The sequence below is a fragment of the Nonomuraea sp. CX421 genome (genome assembly GCF_059358955.1).
Map to the genome: position 1 here is coordinate 1 of NZ_JCADBK010000005.1, position 15,823 is coordinate 15,823.

18 protein-coding genes and 1 pseudogene are annotated in these 15,823 nt (G+C 71.5%); 9 read left to right on the forward strand and 10 right to left on the reverse strand.

The genetic code is table 11. The annotated features are described in order from the left end of the window. A pseudogene (locus AC5L3X_RS11280) lies at positions 1–342 on the reverse strand (RNA-guided endonuclease TnpB family protein); the annotation flags it as partial. 291 nt (positions 343–633) lie between these two features. On the opposite strand from AC5L3X_RS11280, the gene AC5L3X_RS11285 reads away from it, so the two are divergent. Then, a complete protein-coding gene (locus AC5L3X_RS11285) occupies positions 634–915 on the forward strand; it encodes an SDR family oxidoreductase (protein ID WP_494856830.1) in 282 nt (93 codons plus the stop codon). A 128-nt stretch (positions 916–1,043) separates the two neighbouring features. Here AC5L3X_RS11285 and AC5L3X_RS11290 read toward each other — a convergent pair whose 3' ends face one another. Then, on the reverse strand, positions 1,044–1,514 hold the full coding sequence (locus AC5L3X_RS11290; RefSeq protein ID WP_189123887.1) for a PPOX class F420-dependent oxidoreductase: 471 nt from the start codon (positions 1,512–1,514) through the stop codon (positions 1,044–1,046). A gap of 54 nt (positions 1,515–1,568) precedes the next feature. Next, entirely contained in the window at positions 1,569–2,642 is a 1,074-nt protein-coding gene (locus AC5L3X_RS11295; RefSeq protein ID WP_189123989.1) for a PP2C family protein-serine/threonine phosphatase, read from the reverse strand. Positions 2,643–2,921: 279 nt separating this feature from the next. Here AC5L3X_RS11295 and AC5L3X_RS11300 point away from each other — a divergent pair, with 279 nt between their 5' ends. The 3 genes from AC5L3X_RS11300 to AC5L3X_RS11310 all read left to right on the forward strand — a co-directional run bounded on the left by AC5L3X_RS11300 (position 2,922) and on the right by AC5L3X_RS11310 (position 5,570). Beyond that, a complete protein-coding gene (locus AC5L3X_RS11300) occupies positions 2,922–3,464 on the forward strand; it encodes a hypothetical protein (protein WP_494856832.1) in 543 nt (180 codons plus the stop codon). 82 nt (positions 3,465–3,546) lie between these two features. Beyond that, positions 3,547–4,455, forward strand: coding sequence for a siderophore-interacting protein (locus AC5L3X_RS11305; protein WP_494856833.1), 909 nt, complete (start codon positions 3,547–3,549; stop codon positions 4,453–4,455). A 92-nt stretch (positions 4,456–4,547) separates the two neighbouring features. Then, positions 4,548–5,570 carry an ABC transporter substrate-binding protein gene (locus AC5L3X_RS11310; RefSeq protein WP_494856835.1) on the forward strand — a complete coding sequence of 341 codons (1,023 nt, stop codon included), beginning with the start codon at positions 4,548–4,550 and terminating at the stop codon, positions 5,568–5,570. Between the two features lie 69 nt (positions 5,571–5,639). On the opposite strand, the gene AC5L3X_RS11315 is transcribed toward AC5L3X_RS11310, so the two are convergent. Continuing rightward, entirely contained in the window at positions 5,640–6,620 is a 981-nt protein-coding gene (locus AC5L3X_RS11315; protein WP_494856837.1) for an ABC transporter substrate-binding protein, read from the reverse strand. 133 nt (positions 6,621–6,753) lie between these two features. Next, the gene (locus AC5L3X_RS11320; RefSeq protein ID WP_494856839.1) at positions 6,754–7,950 is read right to left on the reverse strand and encodes a cytochrome P450; all 1,197 of its coding nucleotides are present in this window, start codon (positions 7,948–7,950) and stop codon (positions 6,754–6,756) included. A 217-nt stretch (positions 7,951–8,167) separates the two neighbouring features. On the opposite strand from AC5L3X_RS11320, the gene AC5L3X_RS11325 reads away from it, so the two are divergent. From AC5L3X_RS11325 to AC5L3X_RS11340, 4 genes are all read left to right on the forward strand, one after another. Further along, complete coding sequence (locus AC5L3X_RS11325; RefSeq protein ID WP_494856841.1) at positions 8,168–8,530, forward strand: type II toxin-antitoxin system RelE/ParE family toxin; 363 nt, start codon at positions 8,168–8,170, stop codon at positions 8,528–8,530. Between the two features lie 30 nt (positions 8,531–8,560). Next, positions 8,561–8,956, forward strand: a complete 396-nt coding sequence (locus AC5L3X_RS11330) for a helix-turn-helix domain-containing protein (RefSeq protein ID WP_494856843.1) — start codon at positions 8,561–8,563, stop codon at positions 8,954–8,956. Then, positions 8,956–9,402, forward strand: a complete 447-nt coding sequence (locus AC5L3X_RS11335; protein ID WP_494856844.1) for a DUF6941 family protein — start codon at positions 8,956–8,958, stop codon at positions 9,400–9,402. Before AC5L3X_RS11330 ends, AC5L3X_RS11335 begins: the two co-directional genes overlap by 1 nt. Before the next feature lie 104 nt (positions 9,403–9,506). Beyond that, on the forward strand, positions 9,507–10,034 hold the full coding sequence (locus AC5L3X_RS11340) for a hypothetical protein (protein ID WP_494856846.1): 528 nt from the start codon (positions 9,507–9,509) through the stop codon (positions 10,032–10,034). Positions 10,035–10,067: 33 nt separating this feature from the next. Here AC5L3X_RS11340 and AC5L3X_RS11345 read toward each other — a convergent pair whose 3' ends face one another. Further along, positions 10,068–10,460 (reverse strand): hypothetical protein, encoded by a 393-nt coding sequence (locus AC5L3X_RS11345; RefSeq protein ID WP_494856848.1) that lies wholly within the window; start codon positions 10,458–10,460, stop codon positions 10,068–10,070. Positions 10,461–10,756: 296 nt separating this feature from the next. Between AC5L3X_RS11345 and AC5L3X_RS11350 the strand changes: the two genes are divergently transcribed. Further along, positions 10,757–12,181 (forward strand): nitronate monooxygenase, encoded by a 1,425-nt coding sequence (locus AC5L3X_RS11350; RefSeq protein WP_494856849.1) that lies wholly within the window; start codon positions 10,757–10,759, stop codon positions 12,179–12,181. A gap of 86 nt (positions 12,182–12,267) precedes the next feature. Here AC5L3X_RS11350 and AC5L3X_RS11355 read toward each other — a convergent pair whose 3' ends face one another. The 4 genes from AC5L3X_RS11355 to AC5L3X_RS11370 all read right to left on the reverse strand — a co-directional run bounded on the left by AC5L3X_RS11355 (position 12,268) and on the right by AC5L3X_RS11370 (position 15,819). After that, entirely contained in the window at positions 12,268–13,707 is a 1,440-nt protein-coding gene (locus AC5L3X_RS11355; RefSeq protein WP_494856851.1) for a pectate lyase family protein, read from the reverse strand. Between the two features lie 179 nt (positions 13,708–13,886). Further along, the gene (locus tag AC5L3X_RS11360; RefSeq protein WP_494856852.1) at positions 13,887–14,273 is read right to left on the reverse strand and encodes a YchJ family protein; all 387 of its coding nucleotides are present in this window, start codon (positions 14,271–14,273) and stop codon (positions 13,887–13,889) included. 5 nt (positions 14,274–14,278) lie between these two features. Next, the gene (locus AC5L3X_RS11365; protein WP_494857226.1) at positions 14,279–15,115 is read right to left on the reverse strand and encodes an NAD-dependent protein deacetylase; all 837 of its coding nucleotides are present in this window, start codon (positions 15,113–15,115) and stop codon (positions 14,279–14,281) included. A gap of 5 nt (positions 15,116–15,120) precedes the next feature. Beyond that, positions 15,121–15,819 (reverse strand): FadR/GntR family transcriptional regulator, encoded by a 699-nt coding sequence (locus AC5L3X_RS11370; protein WP_494856853.1) that lies wholly within the window; start codon positions 15,817–15,819, stop codon positions 15,121–15,123. Between the last annotated feature and the right edge of the window lie 4 nt (positions 15,820–15,823).

Sequence of the window (15,823 nt, forward strand, 5' to 3'; positions counted from 1 at the left end):
CTGGGCCGCGCCCGGGCGAAAGACGATCGGCCGGGCCAGCACCCGCTCACGCCGGACGGAGCCGGGCCTGCCCAGATTGCCGCTGCGCAGATTGGCATGCAGGGTGGCGTAGGCGTCGGCGACCTTCTTGATGACATGCTGCGCGGCCTGAGCCGCCAGCCCGTACCTGTCCTTGACCTGCCCGTAGACGTGCCTGCGCAGATCGTAGTTGCGAAACACCCGCCGGTCGTGGGCGAGCTGCGAGACCCAGGTGGCCGCGTCGTTGACCGCGCGCAACGTCGCCTCCAGCGCCGCCGCCTGCTCAGGCGTCGGCAGCAGCTTCACCTGCACCACCAGCTTCACCTCGAACACATTATCGCCAAGCCCACGCCACCGGGATGGAAACCGAACCCCGGCATGAGAAGAGGGCGGACGCGTCGTCCGCGCGCTTCACGCGCATGTGATCTTCACCCTGAGCCGCTCCACGGCCTACCGGTCACCGCACCGCTCGGGCCTTGGCGGCCCTCCCGCGCTGTCGTTTCCTCCCGGGCGTGAACGCCCGGGGTTCCACGCCAGATCACGCTGAACATCTCCTCGATCGCCGCGCGACACCCCGACTTTCCACCTGGCCCGTACGCGGCGCTCGGCGGGACGGTGTACGGCATGTGCAAGGCGGCGCTGGAGAGGTTCACCACGGGTCTCGCCGCCGAGCTCTACGCCGACGGCGTCGCGGTCAACGCCCTGTCACCCAACGGGATCGTCCCGACCCCGGGCACCCTCTTCCACCATCTGACGTCGGTGGACGCCCCGGACAACGAGCCGCCCTCGGTCATGGCGGACGCCGCCCTCGCGCTCTGCCACCGGCCCGCCACCGAGCTCACCGGCCGGATCGCGTACTCGCAGGACCTGCTGGCGGAGCTGGCCGACCGACGCTGACCGGCGGGACCGGCGGGACCGAAACCAGGGGCGGAGGGACCGGGGGCGACGAAACCGGCCGGAGACCCGGCACGCGCACACCGCGCACACCGGACACGCCGGGCGAACCGGGCCCTGACCGGCGCGGGTCAGGCGGGCGGGGCGAGGCCGGGCGGGAAACCGCCGGTCGCGATGGGGCCCCAGCGGTCGATGTGGATGCGGATCAGCGACTTGTCCTGGCGCCGCATGGCGGCACGGTACTCGTCCCAGTCGGGATGCTCCCCGGCGATGGACCGGTAGTAGTCGACCAGCGCGTCGAGGGCGGCGGGCATGTCCAGCACCTCGGCGCGCCCGTCGACCTGGACGTAGGGGCCGTCCCAGTCGTCGGACAGCACGCAGATCGAGGCCCGTTCGTCACGCCGGGCGTTGCGCGTCTTGGCCCGCGCGGGATAGGTGGACACCACGATCCGGCCGTGGTCGTCGACGCCGCACGAGACGGGTGAGAGCTGGGGCCGCCCGTCCTGGCGGGCGGTGGCCAGCAGGCCCCGGTGCCTGGGGCGCAGGAACTCGAGGAGGTCGGGCAGGTCGACGCGGCGCGCGGTGGCGATCCTGGGAGCCATGCCGGCAGCCTTCCACATCCGCCTCGTCCGGCGGCCGTCCGGCGGGCCTCGGACTCACTGAACGGCCCGGCGGGCCGCTCCCCTTCTGCGGATGGTGAGGATGGCGAGGTCGTCGCGCGCCGACGACTCGGTGAAGTCGGACAGGTCGGCGCTCAGGGTCTGGGCGAGCCGCGCGGGCGGGTCGCGGGCCCAGGACCGCAGCCGCTGTGCCAGCGGATAGAACGCGCCGGCGTGGTCGCGGGCCTCGGTGACGCCGTCGGTGCACAGCAGGATGGTGGCCCGTGCCGGGAAGGCGAACCGCGCGACCCGGCGCGGCTCGCGCGACAGCGCGGCCAGGCCGAGAGGCAGGCCCGGCTCTCCGATGCTCGCCTGCCACGCCTGGCCTTCGTGGATCAGGTAGGGCGCCATGTGCCCGCAGTCGACGACCTCGGCCCGCCGGCCCGGCCCGACGCCGAGCACGAGGGCGGTGACGAAGCGCTCGAGCTCGCCGGTGCGCGCGACGGACGTGTTCTGCCTCGCCACGGCGCTCTCCAGCGCGTCGACGACGCCGAGGAGCGTGGGCTCACGGTGGGCCGCCTCCCGGAACGCGCCGAGGACGACGAACGCGGTCCCGATCGCGGTCAGCCCCTTGCCCTGCACGTCGGCGATCAGCACCCGGCTTCCGTACTCGGAGGCGGCGACCTCGTACATGTCGCCTCCGATCATGGTGTCCTCCTCGACCGGCCGGTAGACGCCGTCCACGACGACGTCCGCGGTGCGCAGCGGCAGCGGGCGCAGGATCTGCCGCTGCAGGGCCGACGCCGCCGAACGCAGCCGGCGGATCTCCTCGTCACGCTGGAGGCGGTAGCGGCAACCGAGCACGCTCACCAGGCCGAACAGGGCGGCGAACCCGGTCGCGAGCAGGTTGCCCGTCAGGTCGCCGCCGAGGTAGGTGACGGACGCCGTCATCACCAGGGTCACCCACACGGAGGCGATGGCCGTCTGCCGCACGGTGCCGAGGCCGGACACGATCGCCGGCAGGAACACCAGCAGCGGCACCAGCCACGCCGCCGAGCCGATGACGAAGTCGAGCCCGACCACGGCCCCGGTGACGACGACGAGCAGGACCGCGAACCTCGCCGGCGTCATGAGGGGGCGCCGCCCGCTCGGCCACCCGGTCTCCCACACGATTTCCCCTCACCCCCGTGGCACTTTTACCCGTGCCGGTCCATCCCCCGCCCGCGAACACCCCCGTTCCGGGCCAAGGACGGCCCATGCCGCGAGGCATACGCATCCGCCCTGCGGATCGCCGGAAACGCAGGTCAGAGCCGTCCCTGTACCCTGAAGGTCAGGACGCTCGCCGGTCGATCCCGGGCGCTGCCCGGGGGACGGCGGGCACGGCTCGCACTCGTGCGGGAGGTGGGGCCGATGCGGCTTCACGATGCACGGCTCACCGGGGCGATGAGCGCGGTCATGCTCGCCGTGGCCCTCGCGGGGCCGCCGGCGGCGATGGGCCGCGCTCCGGATCCGGAGGAGCACGGTACTTCCCAGCAGGAATGCACTCCGCCGCCTCTGCCCGGCAAGGTGGTGGACGTGACCGTGAGCGACCAGCCGTCGGGCGGCAGGCGGATGAGCCTGTCGGTCAAGCCCGACCAGGTCCCCGCGGGGACCGTGTCGCTGCGGGTGTACAACAAGGGGCCCGACCTGGCGCACGAGGCCGTCGTGCTGCCGCTGCCGTCCGGGCAGGCCGCCGGGAAGCGGGCGGTCGACTCCCAGGGGCGCGTGGACGAGACGGGAGCCCTCGGTGAGGCGGCGCGCAACTGCGGCGCCGGCGAGGGCGAGGGCATCGCTCCGGGCTCCATGAGCTGGACCACGATGACGCTCCGTCCGGGCCGTTACGAGGTCGTCTGCAACTTCCCCAGCCACTACGGCGCGGGCATGTTCGCCGAACTCGACACCACCGGACAGTGACCTACGCAACGTTCCAGAAGGGTGATCAGTGGGTGCGAAAACGGTCAAGTTAGGTTAGCCTCCCCTAAAAGGAGGCAAAGAATTGACCACGCCTTTTCGCATGTTCAACGTACGGGTGAGCAGGCTGGACCGGCTGAGCCCGTCGTTCCTGCGGGTGACGTTCGCCGGGCCGGATCTGGCCCGGTTCGCCGACAACGGTTACGACCAGCGGATCAAGCTCGTCCTGCCGCTCCCCGAGCACGGCCTGGCCCACCTGCCCATGGGCGCGGACTGGTTCCAGCGCTGGCGGGAGCTGCCCGAGGAGCTGCGCAACCCCTTTCGCACGTACACCGTCCGGCTGGCCCGCCCGCAGGCGTGCGAGGTGGACGTCGACGTCGTGCTGCACGAGGACGACGGCCACAGCGGCCCCGTGGCGCGCTGGGCGGCGAACGCCCGGCAGGGCGACCTCGCGGTCCTGTGCGGGCCGAACGCCGACCACCCGGGTGAGCACGGCGGCCTGGAGTTCCGGCCGCTCGCCGAGACGGGACCCGTCCTGCTGGCCGGAGACGAGACGGCCGTGCCCGCCATCGCCTCCGTGCTCGAACGGCTGCCCGCCGGCTGCACGGGCGAGGCGCTGATGGAGGTGCCCTACGCGGCCGACTCGCTCGACGTCCTGACCTCCAGCCAGGTCAAGGTCACCTGGCTGCCCAGGGACGGCGCCGAACGCGGGAGCCTGCTCCGGCCCGCCGTGACCGCCGCCGCCGACCGGCTGCTCCCCGCGCCGGCCGCCCCGGACCCCGCGCGGAACGGGTTCCGGGACGTGGACGTGGACGTGGAGGAGCTCTGGGAGGTGCCGCAGGAGGAGCGGCCACCCGGCCCGCTCTACGCCTGGCTGGCCGGCGAGGCGTCGATCATCAGGGCGCTGCGGCGGCACCTGGTCGCCGAGCGGGGCATGGACCGCCGCTCCGTGGCCTTCATGGGGTACTGGCGTCTCGGCCGTGCCGAGCTCTGACCGGCCGCCGGCCTCCCGCCGTGGCCGGGCGCTCCGAGTCGGGTAGACGAAACCGTTTCATCGGGCGAGAGCCCTGTGTTCGAGGAGAGAACATGGCCCACCCCCCACGACGCCGCCTCATGGCCATGGGCGTCGCCGCCCTCATCGGCGTCGCCGCCTGTGGCGGCACGTCCGCGCCGCCCGCCGCCGCCCCGTCCGCGACGGCCCAGCAGACCGCCTGGACCTGGACCGACGACCGTGGCAAGAACATCTCCACGCAGCGGCGGCCGCAACGCGTGGTGGCGCAGTCGGGAGCGGCGGCCGCGCTCTGGGACTTCGGCGTGCGGCCCGTCGCGGTGTTCGGCCCGCACAAGCTCAAGGACGGCGGCCGCGATCCGGAGGTGGGCGAGGTCGACATCGCCACGGTCGAGTCGATCGGCAACGTCTGGGGCGAGTTCAACGTCGAGAAGTACGCCTCGCTCCAGCCGGACCTGCTGGTCGCGGGCATGTACCAGCCCAACACCCTGTGGTACGTGCCCGAGGAGTCGGCCACGACGATCGACCAGATCGCTCCGTCGGTGGGCGTGCAGCTCAGCGGCAAGCCGCTCGTGCAGATCATCGAGCGTTACGGCGAGCTGGCCGCGGCCCTGGGCGCCGACCCCCAGGCCGCGCCCGTGACCGAGGCGAAGGCCAGGTTCGAGGCGGCCGGCGCCGCGCTCAGGACACTCGCCGCGGCCAAGCCCGACCTCAAGGTCATGGTCGTCACCGGTACCCCCGAGTCCCTCTACGTCGCCTACCTGCCCGACCATCCCGACCTCTCCTACTTCGGCGAGCTGGGGCTGAACATGGTCTCCCCGGCCAAGCCCACCGAGAGCGAGGGCGGCTTCTGGGAGGTGCTCAGCTGGGAGAACGCCGACAAGTACGCGGCCGACGTGATCCTGGTCGACGCGCGCGCCCAATCGATGAAGCCCGCGGAGATGGCCGCGAAACCGACCTGGGCCAAGCTCCCCGCGGTCAAGGCCGGCCAGGTGTATCCGTGGCACGCGGCCGAGAGGTACAGCCACCTCGGCTACGCCAAGGTCATGGAGGAGCTCAAGGGCCACCTGGAGAAGGCGCGCGACGAAGTCGTCGACTGAGCAACGGCGCGCGAGCGCCCGCCGCCCGAGCGCCCGGCCGGCCGTACCCGCCCCGGGCCGGCTCCGGGATCAGCCCGCGACCACGTTCTTCACGTCCAGCGGGTCCTTGAGGTAGCCGTAGTCGCGCATGAGGTCGGCCACCCGCTGCAGCCTTCTCGCGTCCATCACTTTTCCGGTGGCCATCACGGGAGGGTAGACGCCGAGCCTGGTCTGCGCGGCGCTGTCGGCGTCGATCTTGAGGTAGGTCGGCAGCACCGCCTCGACCTCGGCGCGGTCGCCGGCGGCGCGCTGCCCCGCCGCGATCCCGCGTTGGAAGGCCGCCAGCGTGGCGGGGTTGGCGGCCCTCCATTCGCCGGCGGCCACCCAGCCGCCGACCGGCAGGTCGGCCAGGTTCCCGGTCATGGGGTCGGCGAGCCGGCGCAGCGAGCCGCTCCGCAGCCCGGAGGTGCCCCAGGGCTCGGGTAGCCAGGCGGCGTCGACCACGCCCGCGGCAAGCCGGCGCTCCATCTCCGGGAAGGGAATCTCGATGAATTTGACGTCTTTCTTCGTCAGACCCGCGCCCTTGAGTGTGGCCTCACTGGCGAGCATGCCGATGCCGAACAGGTTGTTGACCGCGATCGACTTGCCCTTGAGCCCGGCCACGGTCCCGATCCGCGAATCGGCCTCGACCATCAGGCCGAAGGCGCCGGGCGCCGCCTGGCACAGGTCCGCGATCACCTTGACGTCCTCGTCGTGCTGCTGGACCAGGAGGGCCGTGACGTAGTCGGCCTGAGTGAGGTCCAGCGCGGCGCTCTTGAGTTGAGGTATCGCCGCGGCGCCGCCCGTGATCATGGTCGCCTTGACCGTCAGTCCCTCCCGCTCGAAGTAGCCCTTGGCCATGGCCAGGTAGAGAGGCGCCGAGTCGGCGCTCGGCACGACGCCCACCGTGATGACGTTCTTCTCGAGCGGAACCTTCTTCGGCGGCGGCTCCGCCGGGCTGCTACAGGCGACCGTCATCACGGACAGGACGAGGGCGGCGACAATTCCTCGGCCACGAGTCACGCGTGTCATCAAACTGGCTCCCCACGTAAGGCGATCACAGCGGCGAAGCGTAGCCGCTGGCGATCATGCCTGATAAAGGAACGTCTTTATTGATGAAATTTCGCGACTTCAGCCGAAATTAAGCCTTTATCGAAATTGTCCGCTACCAGGCGACCTCCAGCGAGGCCAGGCCGTACACGATGTTGAACGAGCGGAACCGCGCCTCGGGACCGGCCAGGCGGAGCCCGGGGAAGCGCCGCAGCAGCGCCGGGAAGGCGATCCGCATCTCCATCCGCGCCAGCGGCGCCCCCAGGCAGTGGTGCACGCCGTGACCGAAGGCCACGTGGCCCGGCTCGCCCCGGGTGATGTCCAGCCGGTCGGCGTCGGGCAGCAGCGCCGGGTCGCGGTTGGCGGCGGGCAGCGCGCACGCCACCAGCTCCCCCGGCCCGATGGTCTGGCCGGACAGCTTGACCTCCGTGGTGGTCACCTTGAAGGTGCCGGAGTGGACGATGCTGAGCCAGCGCAGCAGCTCCTCCACCGCGGCGTCGATCCGTTCGGGCTCCTTGCGCAGCATCTCCAGCTGGTCAGGGTGGCGCAGCAGAGCCAGCGTGCCGAGCGAGAGCATGTTGGACGTGGTCTCGTGCCCCGCCAGCAGCAGCAGGGCGCCGATGCCGATCAGCTCGTTCGACGTCAGCTCGTCGCCGTGCTCGCGCACCAGCATGCCCAGGAGTTCCTCGCCGGGTTCGGCCCGGTTGCGGGCGACGAGCCCGGCCATGTAGGCGCGTGACTCCATCTGCAGCGCCATCCGCTCCTGGACCGGCACCGACATGTCGAGCATCCGGGTCGTACGGTGCTGGAACCCGTCGCGGTCCTCGTACGGCACGCCCAGCAACTCGCAGATGACCAGCGACGGGATCGGCAGCGCGAACGACGAGACCAGGTCGGCGGGCGGGCCGGCGCTCTCCATCGCGTCCAGGTGCTGCTCGACGATGCTGGTGATGCGCGGCTCCAGCCGGCGCATCCGGCGGATCGTGAACTCCGGTGTCAGCATCCGGCGCAACCGGGTGTGCTCGGGAGGGTCGACGCCCAGCAGATTGCCCGCCCGCAGCACGGCGATCTGCTCGTCGCTCAGCTTCGGCGCTCCGGGCAGCTCCGGGATGCCCCTCTGGGCCAGCTTGAACCGCTCCGCGTCGCCCAGCACCTCGCGCACATCGGCGTGGCGGGTCACCAGCCAGGCGTCGATGCCGAACGGGGTGCGGACGCGGGCCACGCCCTCCTTGTCGCGCAACGCCCCCAGCTCGGGAGCCGGGTCGAACTCACTACGCCGCATGTAGAGCGGCAACGTCTCGGACTCGGACATGAGGCCCCCTGGGCTGGAATCGGTTGTGATCGCTCACGCTCCACTCTTGCCGTTTCTGCCCTCGTCCGCCAGGAACCTTGACCTCGCGCCTGCGTCAGTTAACGATGCCGCATCTTGTACGGATCGCCACCGCACAGTCACTTAGCGGGAGAGCTCCTGGTGTGATCGCCGTAGATTCATGGCTTCGGCTTGGTACCCCGGACCTTGAGGTGGCGAAGTGCAGGAGAAGCCCGATGCAGTCTGGCACTTCTACCGCACGCCGAACGGTCGCCCCATCGTCAGCGAAGAGATCAGGGACGTCCTCGGCGACGGTCCACCCAAGAAGGAGCTTGGTGCTCTACTCGACAGAATTCAGTACAACCGGGCCTTGCCGCGAGACACCGGCTCTCTCGGTCACGGGCTATACGAAGCCCGCCTGACTCACGTCGGCAACGAGTACCGCCTCTACTTCGCGCGTGGACCACAGGGCGAGCACGTACTGCTGGCACTGGCCTTCCACATGAAGGGAAGCAGAGGTGCTCAGGACCGAGTCATTGACCTCGCCAGGGATCGTCTGGCTGATTTTCTGAAAAGAATATAAGGTGAAGCCGATACGGGGAGGTGGATGGTGATGGACCCTCACGTCGCCGAACTTCTGGGCATCGACCTTGACGATCCTGAAGTCCAGCGCGAGAACGCCGCGATTGACCGCGACATGCGGCTGATCGAAACGCTGGTGCACCTCCGCCGGCAACGCGACATGACGCAAGCCGACGTCGCCGAACGCATGGGACGCAGCCAGCCGGCGGTGTCCGACTTCGAGCGTCTGGGTGGCGACCCGCATCTGTCCACGATTCGACGCTATGCGCTGGCCATCGGCGTGGATGTGTTCCACACGGTGAACGTGCCGGGAGAAGCCGGCGAGACAAGCTCCACACCGACCAAGATCCAGGTTTGCGGTTGGGAGTCAGGAACACCTCAGACCTTTGGTACAGCCAGCATCGAGCTCAAGCGAGCCGCACTGTGATGGAGGGGTTTCTCGTCCTCGCGGATTCGGGCAACACTGACCAGACATCCGGAAAGGTCCACCTTCTCGGAGCCGGCTGGTCGTTGACCGGTCCAGTTGTGCCTCACTCAGCTGTGGCCGGGTTCTTGCGGATTCCCTGGAACGACGTCAAGGAGGACTTCACCTTTCGCCTCAGGCTTGTCGACCACGACCGAAACCCTGTCGAGGTTTCCCTGGTCGACGGGAAGACCAAGCCGGTCAGTTTCGAGGGCAGGCTCGGCGTGGGGAACAATCAGCCGCACGAGGATGTCGCGCACCAGATCCCGATGAACCTGTCCTTTTCCGTGGCCATCCCTCCACTGCCTTTGGCTCCTGACAGCGTCTACGAATGGATCTTGGACGTGGGGGACGCAGAAGTGGCGTCCGTGCGATTCGGTGTACGACCCGAGACTGTCACCGTGCCCTGACCGTTTTCTCCCGGACTCTTGACCTCGTTCGGTCCGAGCGGAGAATGGAGGGCGCTCCACCGTCACCGCGCGTACGACCACGCCGACCGAGCGAGGCGAGGCACATGGCGCCACTCGCACGACTGGGGAGATTCTCCGGGTTGCTCCTCCTGATGACCGCCGTGGTGGTGGCCGCCGGAGGCTGCGTCATCAAGCAGAACCGGCAGTTCGAGGTGGACTACACGGTGCGCAGGGTGCGCATCTACATCTACGAGAAGCCGACGTACCAGATCGCCTGGCAGCTGCGTAACGCTTGCAGCGCCCAGAGCCACGGCGATCGTGAGCGCACCGGCCGGTGCATGCTGACCATCCTGCGCGAGCAGGTCGACCTCAACGACAGCGGCGTCATCGGGGAGATCTCCGAGCGGGCGGCCGAGACCGAGTGGAACCTGTTCACCCGGGGCGGCGAGTGGGACGACATCATGTCCGCGACGGACGACGTGCGCCGCGCCGGCGCCGGCACGGACTCGCGCGGTGAGAAGTACGCGCGGCGCTGCCTCACCGGCGACCGGCACGCCTTCCGGGCGCCCAACTGGACCTACCGGGTGGGCAGCGACGGCCACTGCAAGCGGGGCGCGTACGCCACCCCGTGAGTCATGAGCGGCCGCGTGGCCTCGCGATCCCGGTCACAGGCGTCGCGGGACACGGGAACGACCGCCGACGGCGGTGTTCCGGGCGCCTTCGCGGCAGATGCCGGTGGCGCCCAGGCCGCGCCGGGCGTAGAAGTCGTCCACGGCGGCGAGGACGTTGGCGATCGTCGCCGGGGCGTACCCGCGGTCCCTCAGGTGGCGGTCGTAGTCGTGGGCCGTCACGACGGCCGTGGACATGTCGGCCAGCGGGCCGCGGTCGTGCGCGCCGCCGGTCTCGGCCTCGGCCGTCCAGGCCAGGAAGCCGCTGACGTGGGAGAGGTATTTCGCCTTGCTGGAGGGCTTCAGCGGCGAGCCGGCCAGGGCGGCGGCGTACGCGGACAGCATCCCGCCGTAAGGGGGCGGGAGCCGGCGCGGGGAGGAGCTGATCATGCCTCGAACGCTAGGGACGGGCCGGTGCCGCCGCCACGGGCGCAGGTCCCGCGGCGGAGGGACTTCCGGCCCTATCGGGCGGCCGCGGTGATCGAGCAACCTGGCCGGTCGCCGTCGCGAGAAAGGGACCGGGGTCCACACGCTTCGGGACCTTCGGCACTACATCTCGGCTCCCCCGTGCTGATGGACTCCTTGTCGGCGCCGAGAGTGGGGCCGATCGGGAGGACCCGGAGGGGCGCGTAACCGGCCTCCGGGCGGAGTGTGGAGGTAGGAGAACGTGCTGAGCTGGGCTGACCGTGGCTGAGGCGATGTGGCCCGTCCTGATCCAGGGCGGCATGGGCGTGGGGGTGTCCGGGTGGCGGCTGGCCCGCGCCGTCGCGGCCACGGGGCAACTGGGCGTGGTGTCGGGGACGGCGCTGGACGCGACGCTGGCCCGGCGGCTGCAGCAGGGAGACCCGGGCGGGCACCTGCGCCGGGCGCTGGCCGCCTTCCCGGTGCCCGAGATCGCCGGGAGGGTGCTGGAGCGTTACTTCGTGGCGGGCGGCACCGGGCCGGACGTCCCCTACCGGCCCGTCCCCCGGCTCGGCGTACGGCCCGGCCGGGCGAGGGACGAGCTGGCCGTGGTCGCCAACTTCGCCGAGGTCTTCCTCGCCAAGGAGGGGCACGACGGCCTCATCGGCGTCAACTACCTGGAGAAGATCCAGCTGGCCACGCCGGCGGCGGTCTACGGGGCGATGCTCGCCGGGGTCGACTACGTGCTGATGGGGGCCGGGATCCCGGCCGAGATCCCCGGGCTGCTCGACGAGCTGGCCGCGCACCGGCCGGCGGAGATCACGGTCACCGTGGCGGGCGACGGCGAGGCGCGGCACACGGTGGGCGTCGATCCGCGGGCGCTGCTCGGCCGTGCCCTGGCGCCGCTGCCCCGGCCCCGGCTGCTGGCGATCGTCTCCTCCCACGTGCTCGCCGCCTACCTGGCCAGGTCGCCGCGGACCCGGCCGGACGGGTTCGTGCTGGAGTCGCCCGTGGCGGGCGGGCACAGCGCGCCGCCCCGGGGGCGGATGCGACTGGACGCGGACGGCGAGCCTGTCTACGGCCCCCGCGACGAGGCCGACACCGGCAAGGTGGCGGCGATCGGCCTGCCGTTCTGGCTGGCCGGCGGGTACGGCACGCCCGACGGGTTGACGCGGGCGCTGGAGGCGGGTGCCACCGGGATCCAGGTGGGGTCGGCGTTCGCGCTGTGCCGGGAGTCGGGGCTCGACGAGGACCTCAGGCGGCGGATGCTGCGGAGGGCGGCGCAGGGTGTCCTGGAGGTGCGCAACGACCCGTCCGCGTCCCCGGCGGGCTTCCCGTTCAAGGTCGCCCAGGTGCCCGGCACCCTGTCGGATCCGGACGTCTACGAGGAGCGGCCCCGGCTGTGCGACCTGGGCTACCTGCGCACGCCGTACACGAAGCCGGACGGCGGGCTCGGCTACCGCTGCCCCGCCGAGCCGGTCGAGGTCTACGTGCGCAAGGGCCGCCCGGCCGAGGAGGCGGCCGGGCGGCGGTGCCTGTGCAACGGGCTGCTCGCCGCCATCGGGCTCGGCCAGCGACGGCCGGACGGCTACGAGGAGCCGCCGCTGCTCACGCTCGGGCAGGATGTCGGCTTTCTCGCCACGCTCCCGGAGGACCACTCGGCGGCCGACGTCGTGGCGAGCGTCCTGGGGGCCCGGCTCCCGGGGTGACCGCGCCCACCGGGGGCGCGGCTTCCGGGGTTGACCGCGTCCAGCGAGGGTGACCGGGCCCCCGGCCGGGGCCCGGGCGAGGGTGGTCAGACGGAGATCCGGCCGGCGCCGGCGCCCGCGGTCACGATCGACTTGACGCCGGAGGCGCCGTCGAGCGAGTAGGAGTAGGGGATGGACGCCACGCCGCCGCCCGACTGGCCGGTGCCGGAGTTGACGAAGTGGTTGGAGCGGGCGACCAGCGTGCCGGGGCCCGAGTCGCCCTCGCCGAGGTGGAAGGGGTCCTCGGTGTTCTCGAAGTAGTTGCCCTCGACGAGCACGCCGGCGCCTTCGGTGGAGGCCACGCCGTAGGAACCGATGCTGCCGTAGTAGTTGTTGTAGACGTGCACGGGGTTGCCGAAGCGGACCCGGGGGTGGCGCTGGTTGGTGCCGTCGAACCAGTTGTGGTGGTAGGTCACCCGCAGGCGCCCCCGGTCCTCGCCGCCGTTGCCGTCGTCGTGCCCGAGCAGCATGCTCTTGTCGTGGTCGGTGACCTTGTTCCAGGAGACGGTGACGTAGTCGCTGGCGCGCTTGATGTCCACGGCGCCGTCGTAGCCGTCGCTGAAGGTGTTGTGGTCGATCCACACGCGGGTCGAGTACTGCACGTTGATCGCGTCGTCGTTCCAGCCGCGGAAGGTGAGGTTGCGGACGATCACGTTGGACGCCTCGGCGATGTTGAACCCGCAGCCCACGATGGCCGCGCCGGAGTTGCCCAGCACGCTCTTGTTGGAGGTGACCCTGAGCATCCCGGAGCAGGAGATCGTGCCGGACACCCGGATCACCGACGTGCCGCTCGCCGACAGCGCACTGGTCAGCGCGGACGCGGTGGAGACGGTCACCGGCGAGGCGTTGCCGCCGCCGGTGGTGCCGCCGCCCTGGGTGGCCCAGCCGACCAGGCCGGTCGGGTTGCCCGGGGGCGTGGTCGGGGTCGTGGTCGGGGTGGGCGTCGGGCTCGGCTGCGACCCGGCGGGGACGAGCCGCCACTGCTTGGTCGCCACCGAGTCGCAGGAGTTGGTCTGGACCAGCGCGCCGGAGGACGTGGAGTTGTCCTTGGTGTTGAGGCATTTGCCGCCGTTGGCGTTGACCACCCGGTAGGCGGAGCCCGACTCGGTCAGGTTCCAGCTCTGGGACGCCGCGCCCGCGCAGCTCTCCTGCTGCACGGCCTTGCCCGCGGAGGTGCTGGCGTCCTTGACGCCCGCGCACTTGCCGGTGTGGGCCGCCCTGAGCTGGAAGGAGCCGCCGGCGGCGACCAGGTTCCAGGTCTGGGCCGCGCCACCGCAGCCGCTCTGGGTGAGCTGCACGCCGTCGGACGCGCTGCCGCCCGGCACGGTGAGGCACAGCCCGCTGCCGTCGTTCACCACGGTGTACGCCCCGGGCGCGGGGGCGGCCGAGGCGGGCGAGGCGGTGGCGACGCCTGCCACCCCCGCTCCCGCTAAGGCGATGACACCGGCGATGACCGCGGCCGTTCCGCCGCTGATTCTCTGTCGCACGATTGAGCTCCTTGCTGGCCCGGCAGACCCTGGTGGCCTGCTCCTCGGTGTCCCCCCAGCGAGATCTCGTTCATGTACGTGAACGCCATGCGTAGTAGCGAACACGCATAAGATAGGTAAGCGCTTTCCCAGTGTCAACAAGCCATGAAACTTTCATCACGAGCCCCGGTCAGACCGGGTCAGACGACGCCCGCGTAGACCCAGCGGCCGTCGAGCCGGACGAACCGGCTGTGCTCCTCGAGCTGCCCCGGGCGCCCTCGTTCGACGAAGTGTGCCCGGAAGCGCACGGTGCCCTCGCTGTGGAAGACGGTGCCGCCGGTGGTCTCCAGGATCTCCAGGCTCACCCAGCGCAGCCCCTTGTCGAAGCCGACCCGCGGCGGGCGGACGTCCGGATGCCAGGTGCGCAGCAGGTAGGCCTCGTCGCCCACGCCGAACGCGCTGAACCGCGACCTCATCAGCTGCTCCGCGGTGGTGGCCGCGCCCTCGCCCCGGTGCAGGCGGCCACAGCACCCGGAGTAGGGGGCCGGCAGGCCGCAGGGACAGGAGGCGGTGGCGGGACGGGACATGGCCCTCATTCTGCCGCGGGAACCGCCGTGAGGCGGCCCGCGAGAGCGCTCAGCGTCTCGCCGAGCGGCGCGTCCAGGGTCAGCGTGGCGTCGGCGTCGCCGCCGGTCGGCCCCTGGTTGACGATGGCGATCGGGATGCCGAGCGCGGCGGCCCTGGTGACGAACCGCAGGCCGGACCTGATCGCCAGCGACGAACCGAGCACGAGCACCGCCCGCGCCGCGGCCACCAGCGCGAAGCACTCCTCCACCCGGGGGCGGGGCACGTTCTCGCCGAAGAACACCACGTCGGGCTTGAGCAGGCCCCCGCACCCCGTGCAGTCGACCACCTGGAACCCCGCGACCTGGTCATCGGTGAGCACCGCGTCGCCGTCGGGGTTGAGGTGGCCGGTCGCCTCCCAGCCGGGGTTGGCCGACCGCAGCCGGTGCTCCAGCTCGTGGCGAGAGGTCCGCTCCCGGCACGACAGGCAGACGACCCGGTCGAGCGCGCCGTGCAGCTCGATCACCCCGCGGGCCCCGGCCGCCTGGTGCAGCCCGTCCACGTTCTGGGTGACGATGCCGCCGAGCAGCCCGCACCGCTCCAGCTCGGCCACGGCCCGGTGCCCGGCGTTGGGCGCGGCCCGGCCGATCTGCCGCCAGCCGACGTGGCTGCGCGCCCAGTAGCGCCGCCGCGCCTCGGCGCTGCCGACGAACCGCTGGTAGGTCATAGGCTCGGCCCGGCGCGCACGGCCGGTGGGCCCCCGGTAGTCGGGGATGCCCGACTCGGTCGACAGGCCCGCCCCGCTGAGCACCAGCACGCCGCCCGCCGCCAGCAGCCCGGCCAGCGACTCGACGGATCCCCGCATGTCGGTCACAACCCCATGGTGCCCGATCCGCGGTGGCGCTCGACGGCCGCGGTGGCGCGTTGGACGTCTCCGGCCGCGATGGCCTCGACCAGCTCGGCGTGGATCTCGACCCGCAGGTCGAGGTAGCCGTCGTCCGGCCCGTCGGGGTCACGGTCGGCGCGGGTGGCCAGGTCGGCGATGCAGCGGGACATGCTGAGGTAGACGGCGCGGGAGAGCGGGTTGGGCGAGATCTCGGCGATCCGCTCGTGCAGCTCCCAGTTGGCCCGCATGAAGCGGTCGGCGCCACCGGCCGCGGCCCGCCGGAGCCTGGTCAGCAGCTTGCGCAGGGCCACGATGTCCTGGGCTGTGCGGTGACGGGCGGCGTCGGTGACGATCAGGGCCTCCAGCGCCTCGCGTACGGCGATGGCGTCGGCGACCGTGGCGGGCTGGCGCCGGACGGTGAGCAGGGTGTGCCGGAGCCGGACCACCGGATCGAGATCGGCCACGAACAACCCGCCGCCCCGGCCGGGGCGGATCCGCACGGTGCCCCGGTCGCTGAGCAGCCGCGCGGCCTCGCTGATGGTGGCGCGGCCGAACCCGGAACGGTCGCGGAACTCGTCCATCGTGCCGATCGGGTCGCCGGGCCCGAGCCCCTTTTCGGCGATCATCCGCTCGATGTCGGCGGCGAGGACTTCGGCTCGCGTCTGGGGTGCACCGATGACCACCTGC

What these genes read in the sequence shown, in the direction of transcription:
- AC5L3X_RS11290 (WP_189123887.1), bottom strand. Translation starts at nt 1,514, where the DNA reads ATGGCTCCCAGGATCGCCACCGCGCGCCGCGTCGACCTGCCCGACCTC.
- AC5L3X_RS11295 (WP_189123989.1), bottom strand. Translation starts at nt 2,642, where the DNA reads ATGACGCCGGCGAGGTTCGCGGTCCTGCTCGTCGTCGTCACCGGGGCC.
- AC5L3X_RS11300 (WP_494856832.1), top strand. Translation starts at nt 2,922, where the DNA reads ATGCGGCTTCACGATGCACGGCTCACCGGGGCGATGAGCGCGGTCATG.
- AC5L3X_RS11310 (WP_494856835.1), top strand. Translation starts at nt 4,548, where the DNA reads ATGGCCCACCCCCCACGACGCCGCCTCATGGCCATGGGCGTCGCCGCC.
- AC5L3X_RS11315 (WP_494856837.1), bottom strand. Translation starts at nt 6,620, where the DNA reads ATGACACGCGTGACTCGTGGCCGAGGAATTGTCGCCGCCCTCGTCCTG.
- AC5L3X_RS11320 (WP_494856839.1), bottom strand. Translation starts at nt 7,950, where the DNA reads ATGTCCGAGTCCGAGACGTTGCCGCTCTACATGCGGCGTAGTGAGTTC.
- AC5L3X_RS11330 (WP_494856843.1), top strand. Translation starts at nt 8,561, where the DNA reads ATGGACCCTCACGTCGCCGAACTTCTGGGCATCGACCTTGACGATCCT.
- AC5L3X_RS11335 (WP_494856844.1), top strand. Translation starts at nt 8,956, where the DNA reads ATGGAGGGGTTTCTCGTCCTCGCGGATTCGGGCAACACTGACCAGACA.
- AC5L3X_RS11340 (WP_494856846.1), top strand. Translation starts at nt 9,507, where the DNA reads ATGGCGCCACTCGCACGACTGGGGAGATTCTCCGGGTTGCTCCTCCTG.
- AC5L3X_RS11345 (WP_494856848.1), bottom strand. Translation starts at nt 10,460, where the DNA reads ATGATCAGCTCCTCCCCGCGCCGGCTCCCGCCCCCTTACGGCGGGATG.
- AC5L3X_RS11360 (WP_494856852.1), bottom strand. Translation starts at nt 14,273, where the DNA reads ATGTCCCGTCCCGCCACCGCCTCCTGTCCCTGCGGCCTGCCGGCCCCC.
- AC5L3X_RS11365 (WP_494857226.1), bottom strand. Translation starts at nt 15,115, where the DNA reads ATGCGGGGATCCGTCGAGTCGCTGGCCGGGCTGCTGGCGGCGGGCGGC.